The sequence below is a fragment of the Chryseobacterium sp. SC28 genome (assembly GCF_003932955.1).
Taxonomy (GTDB): domain Bacteria; phylum Bacteroidota; class Bacteroidia; order Flavobacteriales; family Weeksellaceae; genus Epilithonimonas.
Window position 1 is genome coordinate 186,984 of sequence record NZ_QOVY01000001.1, and the last position, 20,215, is coordinate 207,198.

Below are 20,215 nucleotides of genomic sequence, written 5' to 3' on the forward strand. Positions count from 1 at the left end.
TAATTTCAAACACAAATATGATTATGAATTTTCTAAAAAAATTATTTGGAAAAGCTGAAAAGCCAGTAGCAAAGGAATTTTCTGAAGAATATTACGAATTGGACTATGAGCGGAAATTGCAAGGACTTGAAAATGTTCTTGGAAAAATGCACAACTTAGTTGGTCACGCCATCATTCCCTTTTCAGTGGGTGGAGCTGTAGATAAAAACCGAATCCTCGCAGCCCGACTTGAGTGGAAATTCTTTTTTGTGGCTGGAAAAGCGTGGGCAAAAAGATTGGGAACGGAAGGCGGAAAAGCTGCCCAAATAATTATAAAAACTTCATTAATCGACAAAATTACTTTTCAAATTTTTTGTAAATTCGTAGAAAAGATACAGCATTATGGAAACATTCGCAATGGAAAAACTGAAAATTACAACTTGGATTAATGGTTTGCAAGATAAAAATGTCTTAGATCAACTTATAAAATTGATGAACAGCAAAGCTTTCGATGCAGATTATGAAGCACAGTTAAGTGATGAGGAAAAGGTAGCATATTGGGAGAAAGTAGGCATCTCTGGTGATGAATTATTCGATTCCGTCAAAGAACATATCAAGACATTGCCTTGGAAAGAAAAATAATCTTTGCGCCCCAAGTCACGTCCTACTTAGTAGATTTAATCAATATTCTGTTCGAGAAAGAGTATTTTGGTTTTCCTAAAAGTGCGGAAGAATACGTTAATAATATTCGGAATTTTATTGAAGAAAAATTGGGTATTTATCCACCGAAAAGTACACCAAAAGAATGGCTAAAGTTTGGCGAGAATTATCTCCGCTACGAAGCCAATGCAAAAACAAGCTGGTATATTTTCTATTCACAAATTGGACAAACGTATTTCGTAAAATTTATTACAAACAGCCATTCCGGATTTTTATCGGAATTCAATATTTATTAAATCATGAATTTTTTTATATTCTCAGTAGTTATTAATTTGCGAAGGAGATTTAAGATTATAAAAAATTGCAAGGTTTACAGATAAACTCTAATTTTGCCAAAATTTTATCAACAACAAGCCATGCCATATTTTAAACAAAGCAAAATCGGAAAAAAGGGAGCTGTAAGGTTTTCCAAGGTTTGGAATGTCTAAGGAGTGGCGTGCATAAGATACTTATTGTGGCAGACTCTTTATACAAGAATCTGCCTTTTTATTTTTAAAAATCGAGATTATGACCAATCAGGACTTGCTAAGTATAGCAAAAGAATTCGGGACGCCCGTGTATGTTTATGACGTTAATTCCATCAGCGAGCAGTATAAAAAGCTGACCTCTTCTTTCTCGAAGACCACGCGTTTTTTCTACGCTGCAAAGGCTTTGACCAACATCAATATCCTGAAGTACGTAGAAAAACTGGGCGCTTCTTTGGATTGCGTTTCTATCAATGAGGTGAAATTGGGACTTAAAGCTGGTTTCTCCAACGAAAGAATTCTATTCACGCCAAATTGTGTGGATTTGGCTGAGATCGAAGAAGCAATGTCTCATAATGTTCATATTAATATTGACAATATTTCGATTCTTGAGCAATTTGGAACCAAATATGGTGGTGCTTATCCGATTTTTGTGAGAATCAATCCGCACATTTATGCCGGCGGAAATCACAAAATTTCGACCGGACATATCGATTCTAAATTTGGAATTTCGATTCACCAAATGCGTCATATCGAACGTGTGATGAAATCTACAAACCTGAATGTGGAAGGTCTTCATATGCACACGGGAAGCGAAATCAAGGATCCGGACGTTTTCCTCCAAGGTCTTGAAATTATGTTTGAGTTGGCAGAGCATTTCCCAAATCTGAAATATCTGGATATGGGAAGCGGTTTCAAAGTGCCTTACCAAGATGGCGAAATCGAAACAGACGTAAAATCGCTTGGGAAAAAAGTAGGAAACGCGATTAAAAAATATGAGGAAGAGACCGGGAAAAAATTCCAGCTTTGGTTTGAGCCTGGGAAATTTCTGGTAAGCGGCAGCGGTCATTTCTTGGTAAAATCGAATGTCATCAAACAAACCACTGCAACGGTTTTCGTGGGCGTCAATTCTGGTTTCAATCATTTAATTCGGCCGATGTTCTACGATTCTTATCACATTATCGAAAACTTATCCAATCCTAAAGGTCCGGAAAGAATCTACACGGTTGTCGGAAACATCTGTGAGACAGATACTTTCGCTTGGGATCGGAAAATAAATGAAGTAAGAGAAGGCGACATTATCGTTTTCAGAAATGCCGGAGCATACGGGTTTGAGATGAGTTCCAATTTCAACTCCCGACTGAAGCCTGCAGAAGTGATGTTCTTGGACGGAAAAGCGCATCTCATTAGAAAAAGAGACGAGTTTGAAGATCTGTTGAAAAACCAGATTGAAGTGTTGTAAATAAGTTGCAAATCGCTTCGGTTTGGCACAGATTTTCTTTCATCTTGAGAAATCAAAAACTATGAAATTACTATTACTCTCGGTAAGCTTATTGATGAGTTCCCTCGCTTTTGCCCAAAACAGCGATGTGGAAGAGTCTCTTAACATCGAAATTCCAATGATGGACAATTCCCTTAGCGCGGTGGCCTACAACGTTCGGGGAATTTATCAAATCAAAGACAATTCTTGCGACCCTTCTAAGTTCCAAACACTGAAATATCCCGGAGGCTCGGAGGCTTACATCAAAGATCTGAAAGAAAAATTGATGGAAAACGTGAACTGGAAAACCTATGTGATCAACGGTTTATTTTTTGTAAAAATGGATATCACCAAAGAGGGTGTTCTTTCGAAATTGGAGGCGGGACCAAAAGTTGAAAACAGCGAAGCGTTTCTAGAGGATCTGAAAGACGCGGTGAAGAAAGTCAACAAAACGTGGACGCCGGCCAAATGCAATGGCGATCCCATCCCTTCTAAAGCCATTGTCAAAATCGATTTTTCATCGATGGCTTACGATAATGCTTTTAATTAAGATTGTACAAAGTAAAAAACAGGATGAACAAAGTATAAACCGCCTTCAATTGGCGGTTTTTTTATTTTTTGGATAATTTGACGAGATATTGATCATTCTCATCTTCAAAAATCAATTCTGATTTCCATCCTTCGTCCGAAGTGATTTCCTCTAAGGTTTTGAAATCCAGATAAAGCCAACCGAACCAGTCTGTGAACTGCTTTTGATATTCGTATCTGCAAATTACTTCGCCGTAATATTTATCCTTCGGAAGTTCTTGATTTTCAAACATATAACCGATATCCGAAGAATCGAAAATTAAAATTCCGTTTTCATTGAGCAAAGTCTCAGCTTTTTTGAGGAATTTTCTAAAACCAATCAAATCTCCGCATAATCCTATTCCGTTCATCAATAACAAAAGTGTATCGAATTTCTCATCATCAAATTGGAAAACATCTTCGCAGATCACTTTTTTTAGACCCCTTTTTGTCATCACATCGCAAGCGGCCGGCGAGATTTCCAACGCCGTGACGTCCAGATTTTTGTTTTGCAAAATCAGCGCGTGGCTACCTGCGCCTGCACCGATATCCAGAGTTTTGCCTTTGCAAAGCCGAAGCGCTATTCTTTCGAGTTTTGGCAATTGTTTTTCGTTTCGGAAGTAGAGAGAAATCGGCATTTCTACTTTTGGGCCAAAAGTGTCGTGAACGTAGAGTTTTCCCCTGCCGGTTTTTTGGTAGAAATTTTTGATGGCAAGGCCCGGCAGATCTGTCATAGAAATTTATTCATAGATTTTGGTCAGTCCGTCCATATATTCGTACGCTGTCAAATCGAATTTGACCGGAACGATGCTGATGAATCCGTTTGCCAGAGCGGTTTCGTCGGCATCTTCAGACTCGTCCATATTGTTGAAGTATCCCGTGAGCCAGTAATATTTTTTTCCGTGCGGATTGGTTCTTTCGTCGAAGCTTTCTTCCCACTTGGCATTGGCCTGTTTGCAGACTTTGATTCCCTTTATTTCATCTTTCTTCAGATTTGGGATGTTCACATTCAGCACCACACCTTTGGGCATAGGATTTTCTAAAGTTTTGAGAATAATGTCTTTAACGAAATCCTCGGACTGATCAAAATCGGCTTCCCATTTCAAATCGGCTAAAGAAAAGCCAATGGACTGCAAACCTTCTACGCCCGCTTCTACCGCGGCAGACATCGTTCCGGAATAAATGACATTGATGGAGGAATTGGCGCCGTGATTGATGCCCGAGACTACCAGATCCGGTCTTCTTGGCAAGATTTTGTCCAAGGCCATTTTCACGCAGTCCACGGGCGTTCCGGAGCAAGAAAAATCCTTTTGCGGCCCGTCCAGATGCAGTTCTTCGAAACTCAAAGTAGAGTTGATGGTTATGGCGTGGCCCTTGCCGCTTTGCGGAGAGTTGGGCGCTACGACGATGACTTCGCCGATTTGATTCACTATGTTTACTAATTTTCTAATTCCGGGAGCTATGATGCCGTCGTCATTGGTTACCAGTATCAATGGTTTGTTCATAATTTCGTTTATTTTTTATCTTTTTACAAGATTTTCAAAAATATCTCAAAAATAACCAATTTATAACGAGTAAAATAAAATAAGGTGTTAAATTTGGTTTCGTTTTTGAATACCACCGTAACATTCAAAAGAAAAATTTGACTAATAAGTAAGTATCGATTAAATTTATGTTCAAGAAAATCAAGTTCAAAAAACTGCTGATGTTTGCGCCACTGATGACGCTGATGTTCTGTTTCAACTCGCCACAAAATGATGATGAAAAAATGCAAACCATAATGGTAAGCGTTAAAAATACTCTTTCATATCTGCATTACAGCCCCAAACCTATAAACGACGCCTATTCTCAGGACGTTTTTGATAAATATATGGAAGATGTGGACGCGTCTAAAAGATATTTCCTCCAATCCGACGTGGATGAGTTCAAAAAACATTATACAAAACTCGATGATTATCTGAATGATGGCAATCTCGTTTTTTATAAATTGACGATTGACAGGCTTTATCAGCGTGTAGATGAGATCGATAAAATGACTCAGGATATCCTTTCGAAACCTATTAATCTGGATGAAGATGACGAATTGATCCTCGAGCCCAAGAAAAGGACGAATCCTGCTGATGCCAAACAGCAGTACAACGAATGGAAAAAGTACATCAAGTACAACATCTTGCAGGAAATGGAAACGCTCACCAGCAAAGAAGAAGCCCAGAAAAAGAAAAAAGATTCTGTGATTGCCAACAAACTTCCTGATACCATCAAATATGCACCGCTTTCTATGGAAAAGAAGCGCGAAAAAGCTACCTTGGAAGTGAAAGATCTGATCACCGACTCTTTCCGAAGATTCAAGAAAAGAAAAAAAATGGACTGGTTCTCTGTTTATATGAATGCTTATACAGAAACATTTGATCCGCATACCAACTATTTTTCACCCAAAAATAAGGAGGAATTTGATATGCAATTCACCGGAAAAGTAATCGGAATCGGGGCGATCATTCAGGAAAAAAAGGGCTATCTCTACTTAGGACCGTTGACAATCGGAGCCCCAGCTTGGAAATCCAAACAATTATCCGAGGGCGATAAAATCTTAAAAGTGAAATCTAAGCCGGACGAAGAACCGGTAAATGTGGTCGGGATGCTGTCCGACGAGGCTGTGAGACTCATCCGCGGCGAAAAAGGCACACCCGTAACCCTGACCGTTGAGAAAAAGGACAAAACCGTAAAAGAGGTGACGATGATCCGCGAAGAAGTGGCGATAGAAGACACGTTCGCAAGAAGTATCATCGTGAATTCTAAAAGCGGCAAAAAATACGGATTCATCTATCTGCCAAGTTTCAATGTCGATTTTGCCGATCCGCAGGGCAGAAATGCCTCCGATGACATCAAAGCGGAACTTATCAAACTGAAAAAAGAAAATGTAGAAGGCATCATCTTGGATCTTAGAAATAACGGCGGTGGATCGCTAACCGAAGTGGGCGACATTATGGGACTGTTTATGAACGCGGGGCCTTATGTACAGGTCAAAGACGGGCGTGGCAAAGTGCAGGTTCTTAGCAACAAGTCCAATAGTCCTATCTGGACGGGGTCATTAATTATTATGCAAAACGAGTTATCGGCATCGGCATCGGAAATCCTTGCAGGGGCAATGCAAGATTACGGTAGAGCCGTCATCATCGGTTCACCAAGTTCTTTCGGGAAAGGCACGGTTCAGACCTTTGTCGATCTCAACAGATTCCTGAATACCAATGAAGACTTTGGCTCGCTGAAACTGACGATTCAAAAATTCTACAGAATCAGCGGAGAATCTACACAGAGAAAAGGAGTCGAATCTGACATCAAGATGAAAGATTTCTATACCTATGCTGAAATTGGAGAACGCTATGATCCTTATGCTTTGCCTTGGGACAAAATAGAAACCGCAAGCTATAAAAAGTTGGCTCCTCTTAATATTCCTCAACTAAGAGCAGAAATAGAAAAGCAACTCGCCAATAATAACAACTATAAGTTGCTGCAAGAATCTGCCGAATGGAAAGAAGCGCTGGACAAAGAGGAAACCATCACGCTCAATCAAACCAAATTCAATGAATTGATGAAAACGCGTAAAGCGCAGATCGAAAAGTTCAAAAGTTTGGACGACTTCAATAACGGACTGAAATTTACGTTGCATCCCGAAGAAGCCATCAGAATCAAAAAAGATGAGGCCTTTGCCAAAAAAACAGAAAACTGGAGAAAAAATCTGGAACGCGATTTCTATCTCGAGGAGACGGTGGATGCGTTATCCAAGATTAAATAAAAATCAAAAAGGCGATACTTCATCTGCGAAGTACCGCCTTTTTTTATGGGTGACTGAGGATTTTCTCGATGATTTTATGAGTGATCATATAAGTCGGTTTTACACCCGTAAGCCCCAGCCCGCCCGAAGACAGCGTGCTGCCGGTTTCCAAAGGATTGTCCGAAGCGTAATAAGCATACATCACAAAGAGATCCGGAGAAATGTGATGCCGAATTTTACTCGCCACCTGAATCGCTTTTTGGTAATGTGCTCCTTCCATTTCCAGCCCGATGGCCTTCCAAGAAGTGGTCATAAAGTAAGACAGAATGTCTTTATTTTGGAGCGATGTTCCCAAAACCGTCACCATTGGACCTTCAAAAGCTTTGATCTCATCGTCTGCAAAATCTTCTAGTTTCAGAGCATTTTCGAAGGTGTAATTATCGGCAGTTCCCTCGAAGATGTGCGCTGTCGGAATCATTATATCGCCTTTGCTTCCCGTCAGGATTCCGGCTTTTCCCATTATGGAAATCGATTTTACTTTCATCATATACACTTCCTCGTGAACTTCGTAGGGTCTCAATAATTCATCCATTACCTCAAAAGCCTGCTCGCCGAAAGCATAATCGAAAACCAAAATCACATCGTCCCCTGTATATTTTTGTCCCGCGAAAATTGTATTTTTAAGTTCCGTTTTCGTTAGATCGATGATTTGCACATCGATATTGCTACCGCTGTGATCATCGATGTAGATCATTCCTTCCTGCAAGGCGTGATCCAGCACTTTGGTCTGCAGCTCCTTGCTGTTGCTGATGTCTGCAAATAGCTTATAATCAACTTGGTTGTTTCCTTTTTTGCTAAGGGCGTCATTGGCAAATAACATATTTTTTACCGAGTGCATATTGGCGCTGATGATGTGAAGCGGACGCATATGCAGATTATTCTCTACCAAAACCTGCTTGATTTTATTGGCCCATTTTTCCCCGAAAAGGTGGTGACCAACTCTTTCCTGAAGAATAGAGGAGAAATAAATTTCGCGTTCGTTGATCTCTTTCCAATCCATCAGACTGACATGTCCCAGCTGGTAGATGATTTTGAATAAACGGTCGGGATTGCTTTCATCTCCAAAATTATTGTAGGCATCAAGCGTTTCGTCAAAAGTGCGTCCCAAAAAAGAGGATAAATGTATCAGGGCGACTTCTTTCTCTTTTCGGCTGTGCTTTTTCCCGCCTTTTGCCACTTCTTCTATGATTTTCCAAAGGCGCCTTGGGCGGCCTTCATCCTCCAAATCAAAACCCAAATTTCTGATTTTGTCGGCTTCCAAATAGAGAAACGTAAGATGTGTAAGGATGTCATATATTTCCGAACGGCCCAGCAGGACTTCGATATTCATTTGGTGTTCATCGATTCGGTAGCAGTTTCTTCGGCGCTTTTTCGGAACGATTGGTTCAAAACTTCCCTTATCAAAACCCTCGTCGGAAGTCAAGTGAATGAAAGAACACTCCTCGATGCCTTCGGGAAGACGGTCTAGAACATACAGCAATCCGTTCAGTTCTATTTTGTTGGGAATGCTCATGCTGCCGTAGATTTCGGGATTGATGACCATCAGGAGTTTTCTCAACGATTCCCCCGAAACGCCTGCAGGTTTGAAAAACCCACGGTAGAATAAGTGTCTCATCGAGATGTACAATCTTTCGATAGCTTCGGTGGTTTCTCTTGCTCGTGAATTTACCATATATTTGAAATTTTTATAAAAGTGTGCGAAGATACAAAATTTAAAATAAATTATATCATATTGATACTCAAATGATTAATCGATTTGATTGAAAATATTAAAGCCTTTGTTAAAATTAATCTTTCTCAAAAGGTTCTAAAAATAATTCCCGGAATAAATTTTATTCATATTCGGATAACAATCATTAAACAAAGCTTTTTTCTTTTTTTTAGAAATCATTAGATTTTTTTAGGGTTATCGGATCTTAAAGAAATTATTTGAATTGATACGGCTGCATTTTTTTAGGGGTTACATTATTTCGATTTATATTTTGTGTAAATTTGCCTCGTTAAAACAACAAAATTTTATGTCAACATTAAGATTTAAAGCCTTAGCCGAACTTCCGTTCCGAAATTACCGAAGAGATAATTTCGTAGAAGTTCCCGCAAAACTATCGGAATTGTTTTGTCAAAACGTCTTCTCCGAAGAAACGATGAGAGAATATCTTACCAAGGAGGCCTTCCAACTGCTGATGGAAGCTTCTAAAAAAGGAACAAAAATCCAAAGACACATCGCAGACCAAGTGGCTGTGGCTATGAAGGATTGGGCTATGTCCAAAGGCGTGACCCATTACACGCACTGGTTCCAGCCGCTTACGGGAGCCACGGCAGAAAAGCACGATTCCTTCTTCACACCCATCGAGGGTGGCCGGGCGATTGAGAGATTCAGTGGCGGGATGTTGATACAGCAAGAGCCGGACGCTTCCTCTTTTCCAAATGGGGGCATCCGAAATACTTTCGAAGCAAGGGGTTACACCGCCTGGGATCCAACGTCGCCGGCGTTCATTATGGGAACCACCCTTTGTATTCCATCGATTTTTATTTCTTACACCGGCGAAACCTTAGATTATAAAACACCGCTTTTGAGAGCGTTGAATGCGGTGGACGAAGCGGCTACCGACGTTATGAAATCTTATTTTGACAAGAATGTATCGAAGGTTTCTCCAACGCTGGGATGGGAACAAGAATATTTCCTCGTCGATTCAGCTTTGTACCAGTCCCGTCCGGATTTGGTTTTGACGGGCAAAACTTTGCTGGGGCATTCTCCGGCGAAAGGTCAGCAGCTGGACGATCACTATTTCGGCTCCATTCCTACCCGAGTGATGAACTTTATGAAAGATCTCGAAATCGAATGTATGAAACTGGGGATTCCCGTCACCACAAGACACAATGAGGTGGCTCCGAACCAGTTCGAGCTGGCTCCGATGTTCGAGGAAGTCAATGTGGCGGTAGATCATAATTCATTATTGATGGACATTATGGCGCGCATTGCCCACAAGCATCATTTCCATATCTTGTTCCACGAAAAACCATTTGCAGGCATCAACGGAAGTGGAAAACACAACAATTGGTCCCTGGGAACGGATACCGGTGAAAACCTTCTTAGTCCGGGAAAAAATCCTAAGAAAAATCTTCAATTTTTGAGTTTTTTTGTTAATACCTTGAAAGCCGTTCACGATTATGCAGATCTATTAAGAGCATCCATTGCCTCGGCCAGCAACGATCACAGATTAGGTGCCAATGAAGCACCACCGGCCATTATATCGGCTTTTATAGGAAGTCAGCTATCGGGCGTATTGGAAGAGCTGGAAAAAGTGACCGACGGAAAATTATCTCCCGAGGAAAAGACAGAATTGAAACTGAATGTGGTTGGAAAAATTCCTGAAATCCTTTTGGACAATACCGACCGAAACAGGACTTCTCCTTTTGCCTTCACCGGTAACAAATTCGAGATCAGAGCCGTAGGATCCTCCGCCAACTGTGCCGAAGTGATGACGGTAATGAATGTCATCGTCGCAAAACAATTGAAAACTTTTAAAACCGAGGTAGATGCACTAATAGAAAGCGGCCTCAAGAAAGATGAAGCCATTTTCAATATCCTGCGAGAATACATCAAACAATCGAAAAAGATTATGTTTGAAGGGGATGGATATTCCGACGACTGGGCTCAGGAAGCCAAGAAACGCGGTCTTAGCAACCTGAAAACGACACCGGAAGCACTAAAAAAAGAAATGGACAAAAAATTCGTTGCGCTGTATGAAGAATTGGGAATCTATTCGCACCGCGAGTTCGAGGCAAGGAACGAAATCAAACTCGAGAAATATTCTGCAGTCATAGACATCGAGGCACGTGTGCTGGCTGACATCGCGAGAAATCATATTATCCCTGCCGCGCTCAATTATCAAAACCGATTAATCGAGAACGTCAAAGGCCTGAAAGAAATCTTCAGTGAAAAAGAATTTAAGACTTTAGCCAAAGAACAGTTGAGCCTGATATCGGACATTTCACGAAACGTTTCCCAAATCAAATTGGGAGTTGATGAATTATTGGCGGCCAAAGAAATAGCGAAAAACACAGAAGGAAGCCAGCGACAAGCCGAGGAATACTGCAATAAAGTAATTCCTTTATTCGAAAATATTCGCGTTCCGTCGGATGCTTTGGAAATGATGGTGGACGATGAACTGTGGCCGATGACCAAATATAGAGAACTCCTATTTACGAAATAAAATAAATGTTAACAAATCTTAACTAAAAATTAAACCGCAAAGTCCAAATAAAGGCTTTGCGGTTTGTTTTTCTTTAACATTCTACTTGAGATTGTTAAAATATGTTAAACTAAAGCATTGCCATACCAAAATGAAGGAAGCTTCAGAGAGTAATGGCTAATTTTGCTATGCATCACAAAAAATCAACTCAAGTTTAACAAATAATTAAATATATATGAAGAAAAGAATTCAAGTTTATTTTTTATTTGTCGCCACATTTTTTTCGCTGCAATCTTGCGTTTCCAACTATGTGGTTTCTAATAATAAACCATACAAAACGGATGCCAATTTTGAATCTTTGGACATTAAAGCTGTTCCTAAAATTCAGGCCAATAAAGGACAACAAGTTCTGGCAGCCATTGCCAATACCAATGAGCAAATCAAAAGATCGGTGATAGAAAATGCCATCAGCTATAGCAACACCATTGATAACATCTTGTCTGAAGCGGAAAGCTACCTTGGCACACCTTACAGATATGGCGGAACTACCAGAAGAGGAATAGATTGCTCGGCATTCGTGCTGTCCGTTTTTGGTGCAGCAGCCGGGATGAATCTTCCTCGCGTAGCAGCAGCACAGTCTCAGGAAGGCGATTCTGTTGACAAAAAAGAATTACAAAAAGGAGACTTGGTTTTTTTCTCGCATCAAGGAAGCAGAATCTCACACGTCGGGATCGTCGAAGAAATTACCGCAGACGGACAAGTCAAATTCATCCACGCCGCCACCTCCAAAGGCGTGATGGTTTCATCATTGGATGATAATTATTGGGGTCCCAAATTCAGATTCGCAAAACGAATCGTAAAAGCAGACAGATTAAGTGTATTAAATAATTAGAGAACCTGGAGATATTCAGAAAGAACCTCAGATTGACAATTTCTGGGGTTTTTTGTTTTTGTATTATTCGATAATCAACGCTTCAATCTTCAACCGGGCAGCCTGAGTCTTCAGCTTCTGAATCAAGGCGTACAACTCGGGGAAGTCCGTAGAAATCTGCGTCCAGACCGTACTCAATTCAAAAATATTATCGATTCCCAAGAAAAGACTTTCCAAAAAGTGCGGTTTCCGCTGGATCAAACCTCGGAATCCGTAGGCACCCAAGACCTGCAAAAAGCGCATCAGCATCATCCAATGGAAAGATGATTTTAGCGCTTTTCTGTCGAATTCAGTTTGCCAAAAGGACAAATAATAATCCAGCATTTCTGCTTTGAAATCCTCCGGAAACTTAGCTTTGGCCTGATAGAGAAAGGAAATGACATCATAGCCGGCCGGACCCTCCATCGCACCTTGATAATCGATAAAAAAAACATCGTCCTTGTCATCCACCAAAATATTTCTCGATTGGAAATCCCGAATCATCAGCACCTTCGGGGCTTGCTTCTGAACGACCTCCGAGATCTTCTGGAACTCCTTCAGCAAAGTAGATTTGTGATATTCGATTTCCAAAACATCAATCAAAAAATTCTTGAAGTAATAGAGATCGTGCATTATCGGCAGGCTATCGTATCTTTCATATTCGAAACTGTGGCTGAAATCTGCTTTCCCCGCCGTTTTGGTTTGCAATTCATAGAGCGATTTCAGACTTTTTTGAACCAAATTTTTGACCCGATTGGATTCTTTTTCAGCGGAAATAATTTCGGACAAAGTCTTGCTGCCCAAAAATTCCTGAATGTAAAGATTTTTGTCTTCGTTGATCTTGAAGACTGTTGGCGTATTAAGATTCAGATCTTTGAGTAATTTTGAAAAGTAGAAAAAAGCTTCGTTTTCGCGAATGTTCTCGTTGTAAGTAACAAGATATTTTGTCCCTGCGGAAGTCGCAATGTAGTTAATCCTCGATGATCCGCTTTGCGGCAGTTTTTGGAACGAATCGGCATTGCGACCGACAAAATCTTCGAAAAATTTCTGATGTTGCATTATATTACAAAGTTAATTAATAATAGAATTTGAAACCACGGAAAATTGTATTTTTACCCTATGAAAGATTTTCTGCCGGTTCTGAAGATTTTGTTGAGATTCGTTGTTATCTACATTGTTTTTGTCATGCTTTATCAGTTTTATCTCAATCATTACGCCGTCCAAGTGGTAGATCCATTCACCAGATGGGTGGCCTGGCAGGTTGAGGTTGTACAGGATTTTTTGGGCTTTCCCACCCAATTGGTGGACAGTATGAAACTTCACAGCATTCTTTTCCTAACCAATGGGCAATTTACAACGAGAATGGTGGAGGGTTGCAATGTGATTTCGGTAGCCATTCTTTTTGCGGCATTTATTTTTGCTTTTTACAAAGGCGCAAAAACTTTTCTCTATGTTTTGTTGGGTCTTGTCATTCTTCACGTCCTGAATATTTTCAGAATTGCACTGCTGAATATCATTTATTTGAAATATCCGCAATACGAGAAAATGGGTCACGATTATCTTTTTCCTGCCATTATTTACGGCGGCGTCATCATTCTTTGGCTGGTTTGGATTCAGTTTTTTGCACTCAAGAAAGTCGAGAATGCTTAGGTGGATTTTGGTTTTCGTAGGTGTAGTTGGGTTGGTAGGCATCCGGGCATTGGAGGATAGGCTCTTTTATGATCCGTTTCTTTGGTATTTCAAATCTGCAGATCACGCGGCGGTTTTTCCGGATTACGAATGGGGCAAACTGATTTTAGGATATATTTATCGGTTTTTGCTGAACACCTTTTTCTCCCTTTGGATTATTCATTTTTTGTTTCAGAATAAAGAATGGACCTTGCAGGCTTTGGTTTTGATGGTTTTAATTTTCATCATTGTATTTCCACTATATTTGATTTGTATCGAGGAAAGATTCCGGTTTGGTTATCTCTTTGCGTTTTACATCAGAAGATTCGTGATTCAGCCTTTAACTTTGCTTTTAATCATTCCTATTTTTTACTATAGGAAAATAATTTCAGAACGTTAAATTATCAATGGTATGCTTGTCGCGCTGAGAAATGTTCTCGCCGTTCCATTCCACTTTTTTTACGAGTTCGTGCTGACGGACGGGACAGTTTTCGATTTGGCAAATCGGGCATGAAGTCGGCTTGCAATCGTCCATATGAAAATTAAATTCTACCACTCTTTCCGTATTTTCTACAATGATTCGGATCATTTCTTCCATTTCGTTGTGTGCGGTTCTCAAATCAAAATACCAAGGCAAAGTAATGTGAGCATCGATGTGAAGCCGGCTTCCAAATTGCTGAATTTTCATATTATGCACATCGATCCACTCCGGTTTCCGGTTTTGGTTGAGGAATTCCGCAAGTCTGCCAAGCATAGCAGGATCGGCTTCGTCCATAATTCCGCTGAGCGAGCGGCGCACGATCTTGTAACCAACGGTTATAATATAAACCCCGAAAAACAACGCAACAACCGAATCTATCCAAAAAATCTGTGTGAAGTAAACGATGACCAAACTTACCACAACACCCAACGTGGTAAAAGTGTCCGACTGCAAATGTCTCCCGGAAGAAATTAAAACCACCGAATTCTGCCTTTTTCCTATCCGAATCGAGACGTACCCCAAAACATAATTGGCAATGGCCGTTGTAGCGATAATCCAGATTCCCCAATCTAATTTATTGAGAATTTTTCCGGTGAGCAAACTGTTGCACCCTTCATAAATAATCATCAGACCTGCGATGCTAATCAAGGAACCTTCGATCGCCGAGGTGACAAATTCTACCTTTCCGTGTCCGTATGGATGATTGTCATCGCGGGGTTTGCCGCCAAGATACAGGGCATACAGTCCCATAAAGGCACTCACGATATTGACAATGCTTTCCATCGCGTCCGAAAAGACAGCATCGGAGCTGGTCATCTTCCAGGCAATTATTTTGCCGACAAAAAGTATGATGCCTACTGCAGCGATCCATTTCTGAAAAGCGATGCTGGTGTTTTGTGCCTTGCTGTTTTCCATTGTTAAAATAAAAAATCTTCGAGCTTTTTCGAAGATTCTTTGATTTTTGTTAGTTTAGACTAAGTTGTTTGCCACCAAATATTCTGCGATCTGCACGGCGTTGGTAGCGGCGCCTTTCCGAAGATTGTCTGCCACGATCCACAGGTTGAGCGTCTTGGGTTGCGAGAGATCTCTTCGGATTCTTCCTACGAAGACCTCATCTTTGCCTTCGGAATACAGTGGCATCGGATAATGGTTGCTTTTCACATCGTCTTGCAGCGTCACGCCGGGCATTTCGGAAAGAATTTGTCGCACTTCATCGATATCAAATTCATTTTCGAATTCGATATTCACGCTCTCCGAGTGCCCACCTTGCACGGGAACCCTTACGGCAGTTGCAGTAAGATTAAAAGTGTCGTCGCCCATAATTTTCTTGGGCTCTTTCATCAATTTGATTTCTTCTTTGGTGTAATCGTCATCTGCAAAAACATCGCAGTGCGGCAATGCGTTTTTGAAGATTTGATACGGATAGACTTTCTCGGGATTTTCGCCTTTAATCTCGGCATTTAATTGATCTACTGCTGCTTTGCCGGTTCCCGTTACCGATTGATAGGTGGAAACGATAACCCTTTTGATGTCATATTTCTGATTGAGCGGATGCAGCACCATTACCAGCTGGATGGTAGAACAATTGGGGTTGGCGATGATTTTGTCTTCCTTGGTCAAAACGTTGGCATTGATTTCCGGAACCACCAATTTCTTCGTGGGATCCATTCGCCAGGCAGAGGAATTGTCGATAACGACGGTTCCGACTTCGGCAAATTTTGGTGCAAATTCCAGGGAAGTATTTCCGCCGGCTGAGAAGATGGCGATCTCGGGTTTGGCTGCGATAGCATCTGTCATGCTGACGATGGTCAATTCCTTGTCTTTGAACTTGACCTTTTTGCCAACAGATTTTTCCGAAGCTACTGGAATTAATTCGGTAATCGGAAGGTTTCGCTCTTCCAAAACCTTCAGCATCACTTGTCCCACCATTCCGGTTGCGCCTACTACAGCTACTTTCATTTGTTTTATGATTAATTAATAATTAATGATGATGGCTCCGACATTTGATTAATTAACTCCGAAAACCCTTGCCCAAGGGAAGGCGAACACAAAAAGCGCGACAGCTACTAATCCTAATGATACAACAGGGATGGTCAATTTGTCGTTTGTTTTCAGCTTTTTGTTGATGATTGTCATCACAACTGCGGCGATCAGCATCGAGAAAGGATGTTCCACATAGGTAAATCTAAGATCGGCATTTTTCATCACGGCTGCCATATCGAGGCCTTTTGTAATGTTGGTAATCAGCATCACAATTCCTACAAGAAACTGCACGTGGAAGAAGATCATCGTGAAGAGGGTCACTTTTCGCAAGGCTTTCGAAATATTGCCGCTGTAACCAAACATCGTGACGAGCAGAAGAACTACAAAAGCGGCCACCAGCAAAAGCTCGAGGTAGGCAAAACCGCGGTGAGCCTGCAATAGAATGTTGTAAATGTCCATATTAAAAATTTTGAATGACAAAGATAAAAAAAATCCCGACAGAGGGGATTTGTGATGATTAAAAATTTTATTTAGAAGTTGAATGATACGGATGCTGACCAAGTGGTGCCAAATCCGTAGAAAACTTCGTTTGCCACATCGATCCCGTCATAGGTCGTTCCGGCAGCATTGCTATCTCCTTGGTGAATATTGGTATAGGATTCTTGAATATAGTAAGTGTCAAACAAGTTATATACATTTCCTCTAATTGTAAATGACTGCTTATCGTTCAGAGGAATCATATAGGATGCGCCCAAATCTACCAGACCAAAGCTAGGTAATTTCAACGAACCCTTGTCTGCGGCCTCTTGAGTTCTGAAGTTAAGCACATTTAGATTAGCATAAAGATTATCTGCATATCTGTACTGTGCATTGAATTTGAAGTTTTTGAAGGGCGTGACATCGAGGCCTACTGCGGCAGTGGTTTGAGCATAATTTCCTACTTTAACTTTGTCCAGATACAAGGTGGAGGTTGCCGGTTCTGCGACTGTATTTCCGTTCGTGTCCATCGGTTCGTTGTTGTCATTAAACAAATTACCTTGCGCATTGCCGTCATATTTCCAGTCACCTATTGAGAACATTCCTGTCAATGCAAACATCTCATTGATTTTCGCATTCATATCGATCTCGATTCCTTGGTGGATTTCGGTAATCCCTGTGATGTTGGAATAACCTCTTACACCGTTGACAGTCTCACTTCTTCTGAGGAATCTATCTTTCCAAGAAGTATTGTAAAGGTTGACATTGGCATTGAAGAAAGAAGAGCGGAATCCGTAGCCGGCTTCTACACCAAAGATTTTTTCATTGGTTAAATAGGGGTTGACAAGGTTTTGGTTATTTGGGAAAACGGCATTAAAGAAAGGCTGCTTGGAGTAATAGCCGACATTTGCGAAAACGTTGTGATTTTCATTAATGTTGTAATTGGCACCTCCTTTAACGTTATATCCCACGATATCCTCGAAGCCGGTTTTTGTATGCAGGGTTCCGGCGGTGACCACGGTTCCGTCTTTGATAAAGTTATCGATTCTTTGGAAGCTTTGGTTTGAAACCGCTCCTTGTACAAATACAGAAAGGTCGTCATTAGAATATTCAAGTTGACCAAAACCGCCATACCACAAGACTTCACCATCGTTGCTATAGCCTATTCTGTCGGCAATTGGGTCAATGCTTCCGCCAAAAGGATTCCAGTCCGGTCTTGGCTCGTAAACAGTAGAAACGTAGTTGGGCGGGATATTTTTGTTTGAAGTATCTTTATAGGCGGAAGCACCCAAAAGATCGCTAACAACTTGATAATGATAACCTTATAATATCTGGTGTCAATACCTACGCTAAAATTGAAGTTATCCGTAATCTTGTGGTTGAAGTTGGAGATCAAACCAAACCAGTTATGTGAATTGACGGATGATCTTCTGATAAGCTGTCCTGCATCAGGATTTGAAGCTTCGTTTGCTGCGACCACCGCATCCCAGTTGTAAAGCCCGGTAGTTGCATCTCGGAAAGCACTTAGTCTTTTTCCTCCTACACTTCCTAGATCTCCGGTACCACCTCCCCTACCAAAAGAAGCATAAACCACGGTATTCAATTTGGAATCTTCACTCATCGTATAATCCCAGTTCAAAGACATGATGGGTTTATGATAGTAGTTTACTCTGTTGGAATATTCTCTTCCGTTCAAATATCCCCAATCCGCATTGTATCTTCTGTCCGGTTTTCCATCGGAACCATATTTTAAAAGTTCAGAAAGCTTGATCTGGTAAGCTCTTTGGTTGTGTTCTTGAGGAGCTCCTGTGAAAGTGAATTGAAAGTCATGTTTTTGGTTAGGCTGAAAACCCAGTGCGAAATAATAATTATAACCTTCAAATTTGGTTCCGTCAGCATAAGTGTTTCCTGCTGTTCTAGACAACAAAAAGGACGAAGACCATCCTTTATTGGACTTACCTGTGTTGTAAGCAAAGGAAGATTTGTAATATCCGTCATTTCCAACGCCGGCCGTTACAACACCGCCTTGCTTTTTATCGGCTGATCTTGTAAAAACGTTGATGGTTCCGCCCACTGAAGCGATGGCCAATTTGGAAGAACCCAAACCGCGCTGCACTTGGATTGCCGAAGTTACATCGGAAAGACCTGCCCAGTTTGACCAATAAACAGCCCCGTTCTCCATATCGTTCACGGGCATACCGTTTATCATCACCGCAATATTAATTTGGTCAAATCCACGAATACCAATTTTGCTATCTCCAAAACCACCACCCGATTTTGTAGCATAAACGGAAGGCGTGGTGTTTAAGATTTCAGGGAATTCTTGGTTACCAAGTCTTTCGACAATTTGTGCTTCTTTGACTGTGGAAACTGCCACAGGCGTCTTCCTGTCTTTTGCGATGTCAGCAACGCCTGTCAGCACAACTTGTTCGATGTCATTACTCTGTGTCAGTGTATCCTGAGTAGTTTGGGCGAAGTAAAAACTTGCCGTACTCATCGTCAGCATAAGGACCAATGCCGGTTTTTTCGATAACATTTTCATTCTTTTAAGATTTTATGTCGCAAAAGTCTTAAAAAAATAGTCAGTATCTGTTAATAGAATGTTAAATCTGTAAAGCCTTGAGACTGAGGTCGATATTGCTATAAGAATGGGTCAAGGCGCCCGCTGAGATAAAATCTACCCCTGTTTTTGCCACCAAATTTAACATATCACGCCCGATTCCGCCGGAGGCTTCTGTTTCGGATTTCTTGTTGACGATTTTTACGGCTTCTGCCATCATTTCTACCGGCATATTGTCAAACATTATCCGGTCGGCGCCAACCGCCACGGCTTCTTTTACTTCATCGAGACTCCTCGTTTCGACCTCGATCTTAAGTTTTAGCTTGTTTTTTTTGACGTAATCTCTCGCCATTTTCACCGCATTGGTAATGCTTCCGTTGTAATCGATGTGGTTGTCTTTCAGCATTATCATATCGTACAATCCGAATCTGTGATTGGTTCCTCCGCCGATGGCGACCGCCCATTTTTCGCATACACGGAAATTGGGCGTAGTTTTTCTGGTGTCCAGAAGTTTTGTTTTGGTTCCGATCAATCGGGAGTTCCAGTCGTGCGTCATCGTTGCGATGCCGCTCATCCTTTGCATACAGTTGAGAACCAATCTTTCTGTGGACAGAATTGATCTTGCTTTTCCCGAAACTATAAAAGCGATGTCACCTTTCTTTGCCGGTTCGCCATCCTTAATGAACACTTCTACTTTTAGATTTTTGTCAAAAAATTTAAAAATAATTTCTGCCAATTCTACTCCCGCAAGGATGCAATCTTCTTTTACAATAAGCTGTGCCTTTTGCTCCAGGGCTTTTGGAATGGTGGAAAGCGTAGAATGGTCACCGCTCTGTATATCTTCTTCCAAAGCTGTTTTGATGAATTCTTTCAGGACTTTGTCGCTGGCGTAGGCGGGTCTCTTCATTTGGTGTGGATGTTCTTATTAAGCTCATTTTCAATTTCTTCAATGCTTGGGAGGGAAGATTTAAGGTTTTCGGGCAATATTTTTCTTAATTCGTAGGAAGAAATTCCCAAGGGTTTGTGCAAATCTGTCAAAGAATATTCTGCAATAATGTCATCTTTCGTTTTGCAAATTATCAATCCAAGCGTTGCATTGTCCATTTCGTCACGCAAT

Annotated in this window: 19 protein-coding genes and 1 pseudogene; 10 read left to right on the forward strand and 10 right to left on the reverse strand. The window is 41.0% G+C overall.

Annotated features, from left to right (window positions below; genetic code table 11):
* The first annotated feature begins 23 nt into the window (after window positions 1-23).
* The 5 genes from DTW91_RS12775 (at window position 24) to DTW91_RS00890 (ending at window position 2,974) form a co-directional block, all read left to right on the forward strand.
* Window positions 24-428: a hypothetical protein gene (locus DTW91_RS12775; RefSeq protein WP_228412600.1), complete on the forward strand. Its 405-nt coding sequence runs from the start codon at window positions 24-26 to the stop codon at window positions 426-428.
* The gene (locus DTW91_RS00875) at window positions 382-621 is read left to right on the forward strand and encodes a hypothetical protein (protein WP_125201533.1); all 240 of its coding nucleotides are present in this window, start codon (window positions 382-384) and stop codon (window positions 619-621) included. The genes DTW91_RS12775 and DTW91_RS00875 overlap by 47 nt, the downstream gene beginning before the upstream one ends.
* A complete protein-coding gene (locus DTW91_RS00880) occupies window positions 606-935 on the forward strand; it encodes a hypothetical protein (protein ID WP_125201534.1) in 330 nt (109 codons plus the stop codon). Before DTW91_RS00875 ends, DTW91_RS00880 begins: the two co-directional genes overlap by 16 nt.
* Window positions 936-1,206: 271 nt before the next feature.
* A complete protein-coding gene (lysA, locus tag DTW91_RS00885) occupies window positions 1,207-2,406 on the forward strand; it encodes a diaminopimelate decarboxylase (RefSeq protein ID WP_185144713.1) in 1,200 nt (399 codons plus the stop codon).
* A gap of 61 nt (window positions 2,407-2,467) precedes the next feature.
* Entirely contained in the window at window positions 2,468-2,974 is a 507-nt protein-coding gene (locus DTW91_RS00890) for a hypothetical protein (RefSeq protein WP_125201536.1), read from the forward strand.
* A gap of 61 nt (window positions 2,975-3,035) precedes the next feature.
* Here the strand turns inward: DTW91_RS00890 and DTW91_RS00895 are convergent, their stop codons facing one another.
* A complete protein-coding gene (locus DTW91_RS00895) occupies window positions 3,036-3,725 on the reverse strand; it encodes a class I SAM-dependent methyltransferase (protein WP_125201537.1) in 690 nt (229 codons plus the stop codon).
* Between the two features lie 6 nt (window positions 3,726-3,731).
* Window positions 3,732-4,496, reverse strand: a complete 765-nt coding sequence (gene surE / locus DTW91_RS00900) for a 5'/3'-nucleotidase SurE (RefSeq protein WP_125201538.1) — start codon at window positions 4,494-4,496, stop codon at window positions 3,732-3,734.
* 167 nt (window positions 4,497-4,663) lie between these two features.
* On the opposite strand from surE, the gene DTW91_RS00905 reads away from it, so the two are divergent.
* On the forward strand, window positions 4,664-6,784 hold the full coding sequence (locus DTW91_RS00905; RefSeq protein WP_125201539.1) for a carboxy terminal-processing peptidase: 2,121 nt from the start codon (window positions 4,664-4,666) through the stop codon (window positions 6,782-6,784).
* A 43-nt stretch (window positions 6,785-6,827) separates the two neighbouring features.
* On the opposite strand, the gene DTW91_RS00910 is transcribed toward DTW91_RS00905, so the two are convergent.
* Entirely contained in the window at window positions 6,828-8,495 is a 1,668-nt protein-coding gene (locus tag DTW91_RS00910; protein WP_125201540.1) for a DUF6909 family protein, read from the reverse strand.
* 346 nt (window positions 8,496-8,841) lie between these two features.
* Here DTW91_RS00910 and DTW91_RS00915 point away from each other — a divergent pair, with 346 nt between their 5' ends.
* Together DTW91_RS00915 and DTW91_RS00920 are read left to right on the forward strand one after the other, a co-directional pair.
* Complete coding sequence (locus DTW91_RS00915; protein WP_125201541.1) at window positions 8,842-11,040, forward strand: glutamine synthetase III; 2,199 nt, start codon at window positions 8,842-8,844, stop codon at window positions 11,038-11,040.
* 214 nt (window positions 11,041-11,254) lie between these two features.
* On the forward strand, window positions 11,255-11,911 hold the full coding sequence (locus DTW91_RS00920; protein WP_125201542.1) for a C40 family peptidase: 657 nt from the start codon (window positions 11,255-11,257) through the stop codon (window positions 11,909-11,911).
* A gap of 63 nt (window positions 11,912-11,974) precedes the next feature.
* Here DTW91_RS00920 and DTW91_RS00925 read toward each other — a convergent pair whose 3' ends face one another.
* Complete coding sequence (locus tag DTW91_RS00925; protein ID WP_125201543.1) at window positions 11,975-12,988, reverse strand: aminoglycoside phosphotransferase family protein; 1,014 nt, start codon at window positions 12,986-12,988, stop codon at window positions 11,975-11,977.
* Window positions 12,989-13,048: 60 nt separating this feature from the next.
* Here DTW91_RS00925 and xrtF point away from each other — a divergent pair, with 60 nt between their 5' ends.
* Together xrtF and DTW91_RS00935 are read left to right on the forward strand one after the other, a co-directional pair.
* Window positions 13,049-13,579, forward strand: a complete 531-nt coding sequence (xrtF, locus tag DTW91_RS00930) for an exosortase family protein XrtF (RefSeq protein ID WP_125201544.1) — start codon at window positions 13,049-13,051, stop codon at window positions 13,577-13,579.
* Window positions 13,572-13,997, forward strand: a complete 426-nt coding sequence (locus tag DTW91_RS00935; RefSeq protein WP_125201545.1) for an exosortase F system-associated membrane protein — start codon at window positions 13,572-13,574, stop codon at window positions 13,995-13,997. The genes xrtF and DTW91_RS00935 overlap by 8 nt, the downstream gene beginning before the upstream one ends.
* Here DTW91_RS00935 and DTW91_RS00940 read toward each other — a convergent pair.
* The 6 genes and pseudogenes from DTW91_RS00940 to DTW91_RS00965 form a co-directional block, all read right to left on the reverse strand.
* Window positions 13,986-14,993: a cation diffusion facilitator family transporter gene (locus DTW91_RS00940; protein ID WP_125201546.1), complete on the reverse strand. Its 1,008-nt coding sequence runs from the start codon at window positions 14,991-14,993 to the stop codon at window positions 13,986-13,988. The two genes, DTW91_RS00935 and DTW91_RS00940, sit on opposite strands and share 12 nt — an antisense overlap.
* Window positions 14,994-15,047: 54 nt before the next feature.
* Window positions 15,048-16,037, reverse strand: coding sequence for an aspartate-semialdehyde dehydrogenase (locus tag DTW91_RS00945; protein ID WP_125201547.1), 990 nt, complete (start codon window positions 16,035-16,037; stop codon window positions 15,048-15,050).
* A gap of 48 nt (window positions 16,038-16,085) precedes the next feature.
* A complete protein-coding gene (locus DTW91_RS00950) occupies window positions 16,086-16,520 on the reverse strand; it encodes a hypothetical protein (RefSeq protein ID WP_125201548.1) in 435 nt (144 codons plus the stop codon).
* A gap of 71 nt (window positions 16,521-16,591) precedes the next feature.
* Window positions 16,592-19,080 (reverse strand): annotated as a pseudogene (locus tag DTW91_RS00955) (TonB-dependent receptor).
* Window positions 19,081-19,141: 61 nt separating this feature from the next.
* Window positions 19,142-20,005 (reverse strand): carboxylating nicotinate-nucleotide diphosphorylase, encoded by an 864-nt coding sequence (nadC, locus tag DTW91_RS00960; RefSeq protein ID WP_125201549.1) that lies wholly within the window; start codon window positions 20,003-20,005, stop codon window positions 19,142-19,144.
* The gene (locus DTW91_RS00965) at window positions 20,002-20,214 is read right to left on the reverse strand and encodes a PDDEXK nuclease domain-containing protein (protein ID WP_228412601.1); all 213 of its coding nucleotides are present in this window, start codon (window positions 20,212-20,214) and stop codon (window positions 20,002-20,004) included. The genes nadC and DTW91_RS00965 overlap by 4 nt, the downstream gene beginning before the upstream one ends.
* Between the last annotated feature and the right edge of the window lies 1 nt (window position 20,215).

Excerpts from the sequence above, each read along its gene's own strand:
- DTW91_RS00940 (WP_125201546.1), bottom strand. The coding sequence starts at position 14,993 with ATGGAAAACAGCAAGGCACAAAACACCAGCATCGCTTTTCAGAAATGG.
- xrtF (WP_125201544.1), top strand. The coding sequence starts at position 13,049 with ATGAAAGATTTTCTGCCGGTTCTGAAGATTTTGTTGAGATTCGTTGTT.
- surE (WP_125201538.1), bottom strand. The coding sequence starts at position 4,496 with ATGAACAAACCATTGATACTGGTAACCAATGACGACGGCATCATAGCT.
- DTW91_RS00895 (WP_125201537.1), bottom strand. The coding sequence starts at position 3,725 with ATGACAGATCTGCCGGGCCTTGCCATCAAAAATTTCTACCAAAAAACC.
- DTW91_RS00950 (WP_125201548.1), bottom strand. The coding sequence starts at position 16,520 with ATGGACATTTACAACATTCTATTGCAGGCTCACCGCGGTTTTGCCTAC.
- DTW91_RS00935 (WP_125201545.1), top strand. The coding sequence starts at position 13,572 with ATGCTTAGGTGGATTTTGGTTTTCGTAGGTGTAGTTGGGTTGGTAGGC.
- DTW91_RS00925 (WP_125201543.1), bottom strand. The coding sequence starts at position 12,988 with ATGCAACATCAGAAATTTTTCGAAGATTTTGTCGGTCGCAATGCCGAT.
- DTW91_RS00945 (WP_125201547.1), bottom strand. The coding sequence starts at position 16,037 with ATGAAAGTAGCTGTAGTAGGCGCAACCGGAATGGTGGGACAAGTGATG.
- DTW91_RS12775 (WP_228412600.1), top strand. The coding sequence starts at position 24 with ATGAATTTTCTAAAAAAATTATTTGGAAAAGCTGAAAAGCCAGTAGCA.
- nadC (WP_125201549.1), bottom strand. The coding sequence starts at position 20,005 with ATGAAGAGACCCGCCTACGCCAGCGACAAAGTCCTGAAAGAATTCATC.
- DTW91_RS00920 (WP_125201542.1), top strand. The coding sequence starts at position 11,255 with ATGAAGAAAAGAATTCAAGTTTATTTTTTATTTGTCGCCACATTTTTT.
- DTW91_RS00910 (WP_125201540.1), bottom strand. The coding sequence starts at position 8,495 with ATGGTAAATTCACGAGCAAGAGAAACCACCGAAGCTATCGAAAGATTG.
- DTW91_RS00915 (WP_125201541.1), top strand. The coding sequence starts at position 8,842 with ATGTCAACATTAAGATTTAAAGCCTTAGCCGAACTTCCGTTCCGAAAT.
- lysA (WP_185144713.1), top strand. The coding sequence starts at position 1,207 with ATGACCAATCAGGACTTGCTAAGTATAGCAAAAGAATTCGGGACGCCC.
- DTW91_RS00890 (WP_125201536.1), top strand. The coding sequence starts at position 2,468 with ATGAAATTACTATTACTCTCGGTAAGCTTATTGATGAGTTCCCTCGCT.
- DTW91_RS00875 (WP_125201533.1), top strand. The coding sequence starts at position 382 with ATGGAAACATTCGCAATGGAAAAACTGAAAATTACAACTTGGATTAAT.
- DTW91_RS00905 (WP_125201539.1), top strand. The coding sequence starts at position 4,664 with ATGTTCAAGAAAATCAAGTTCAAAAAACTGCTGATGTTTGCGCCACTG.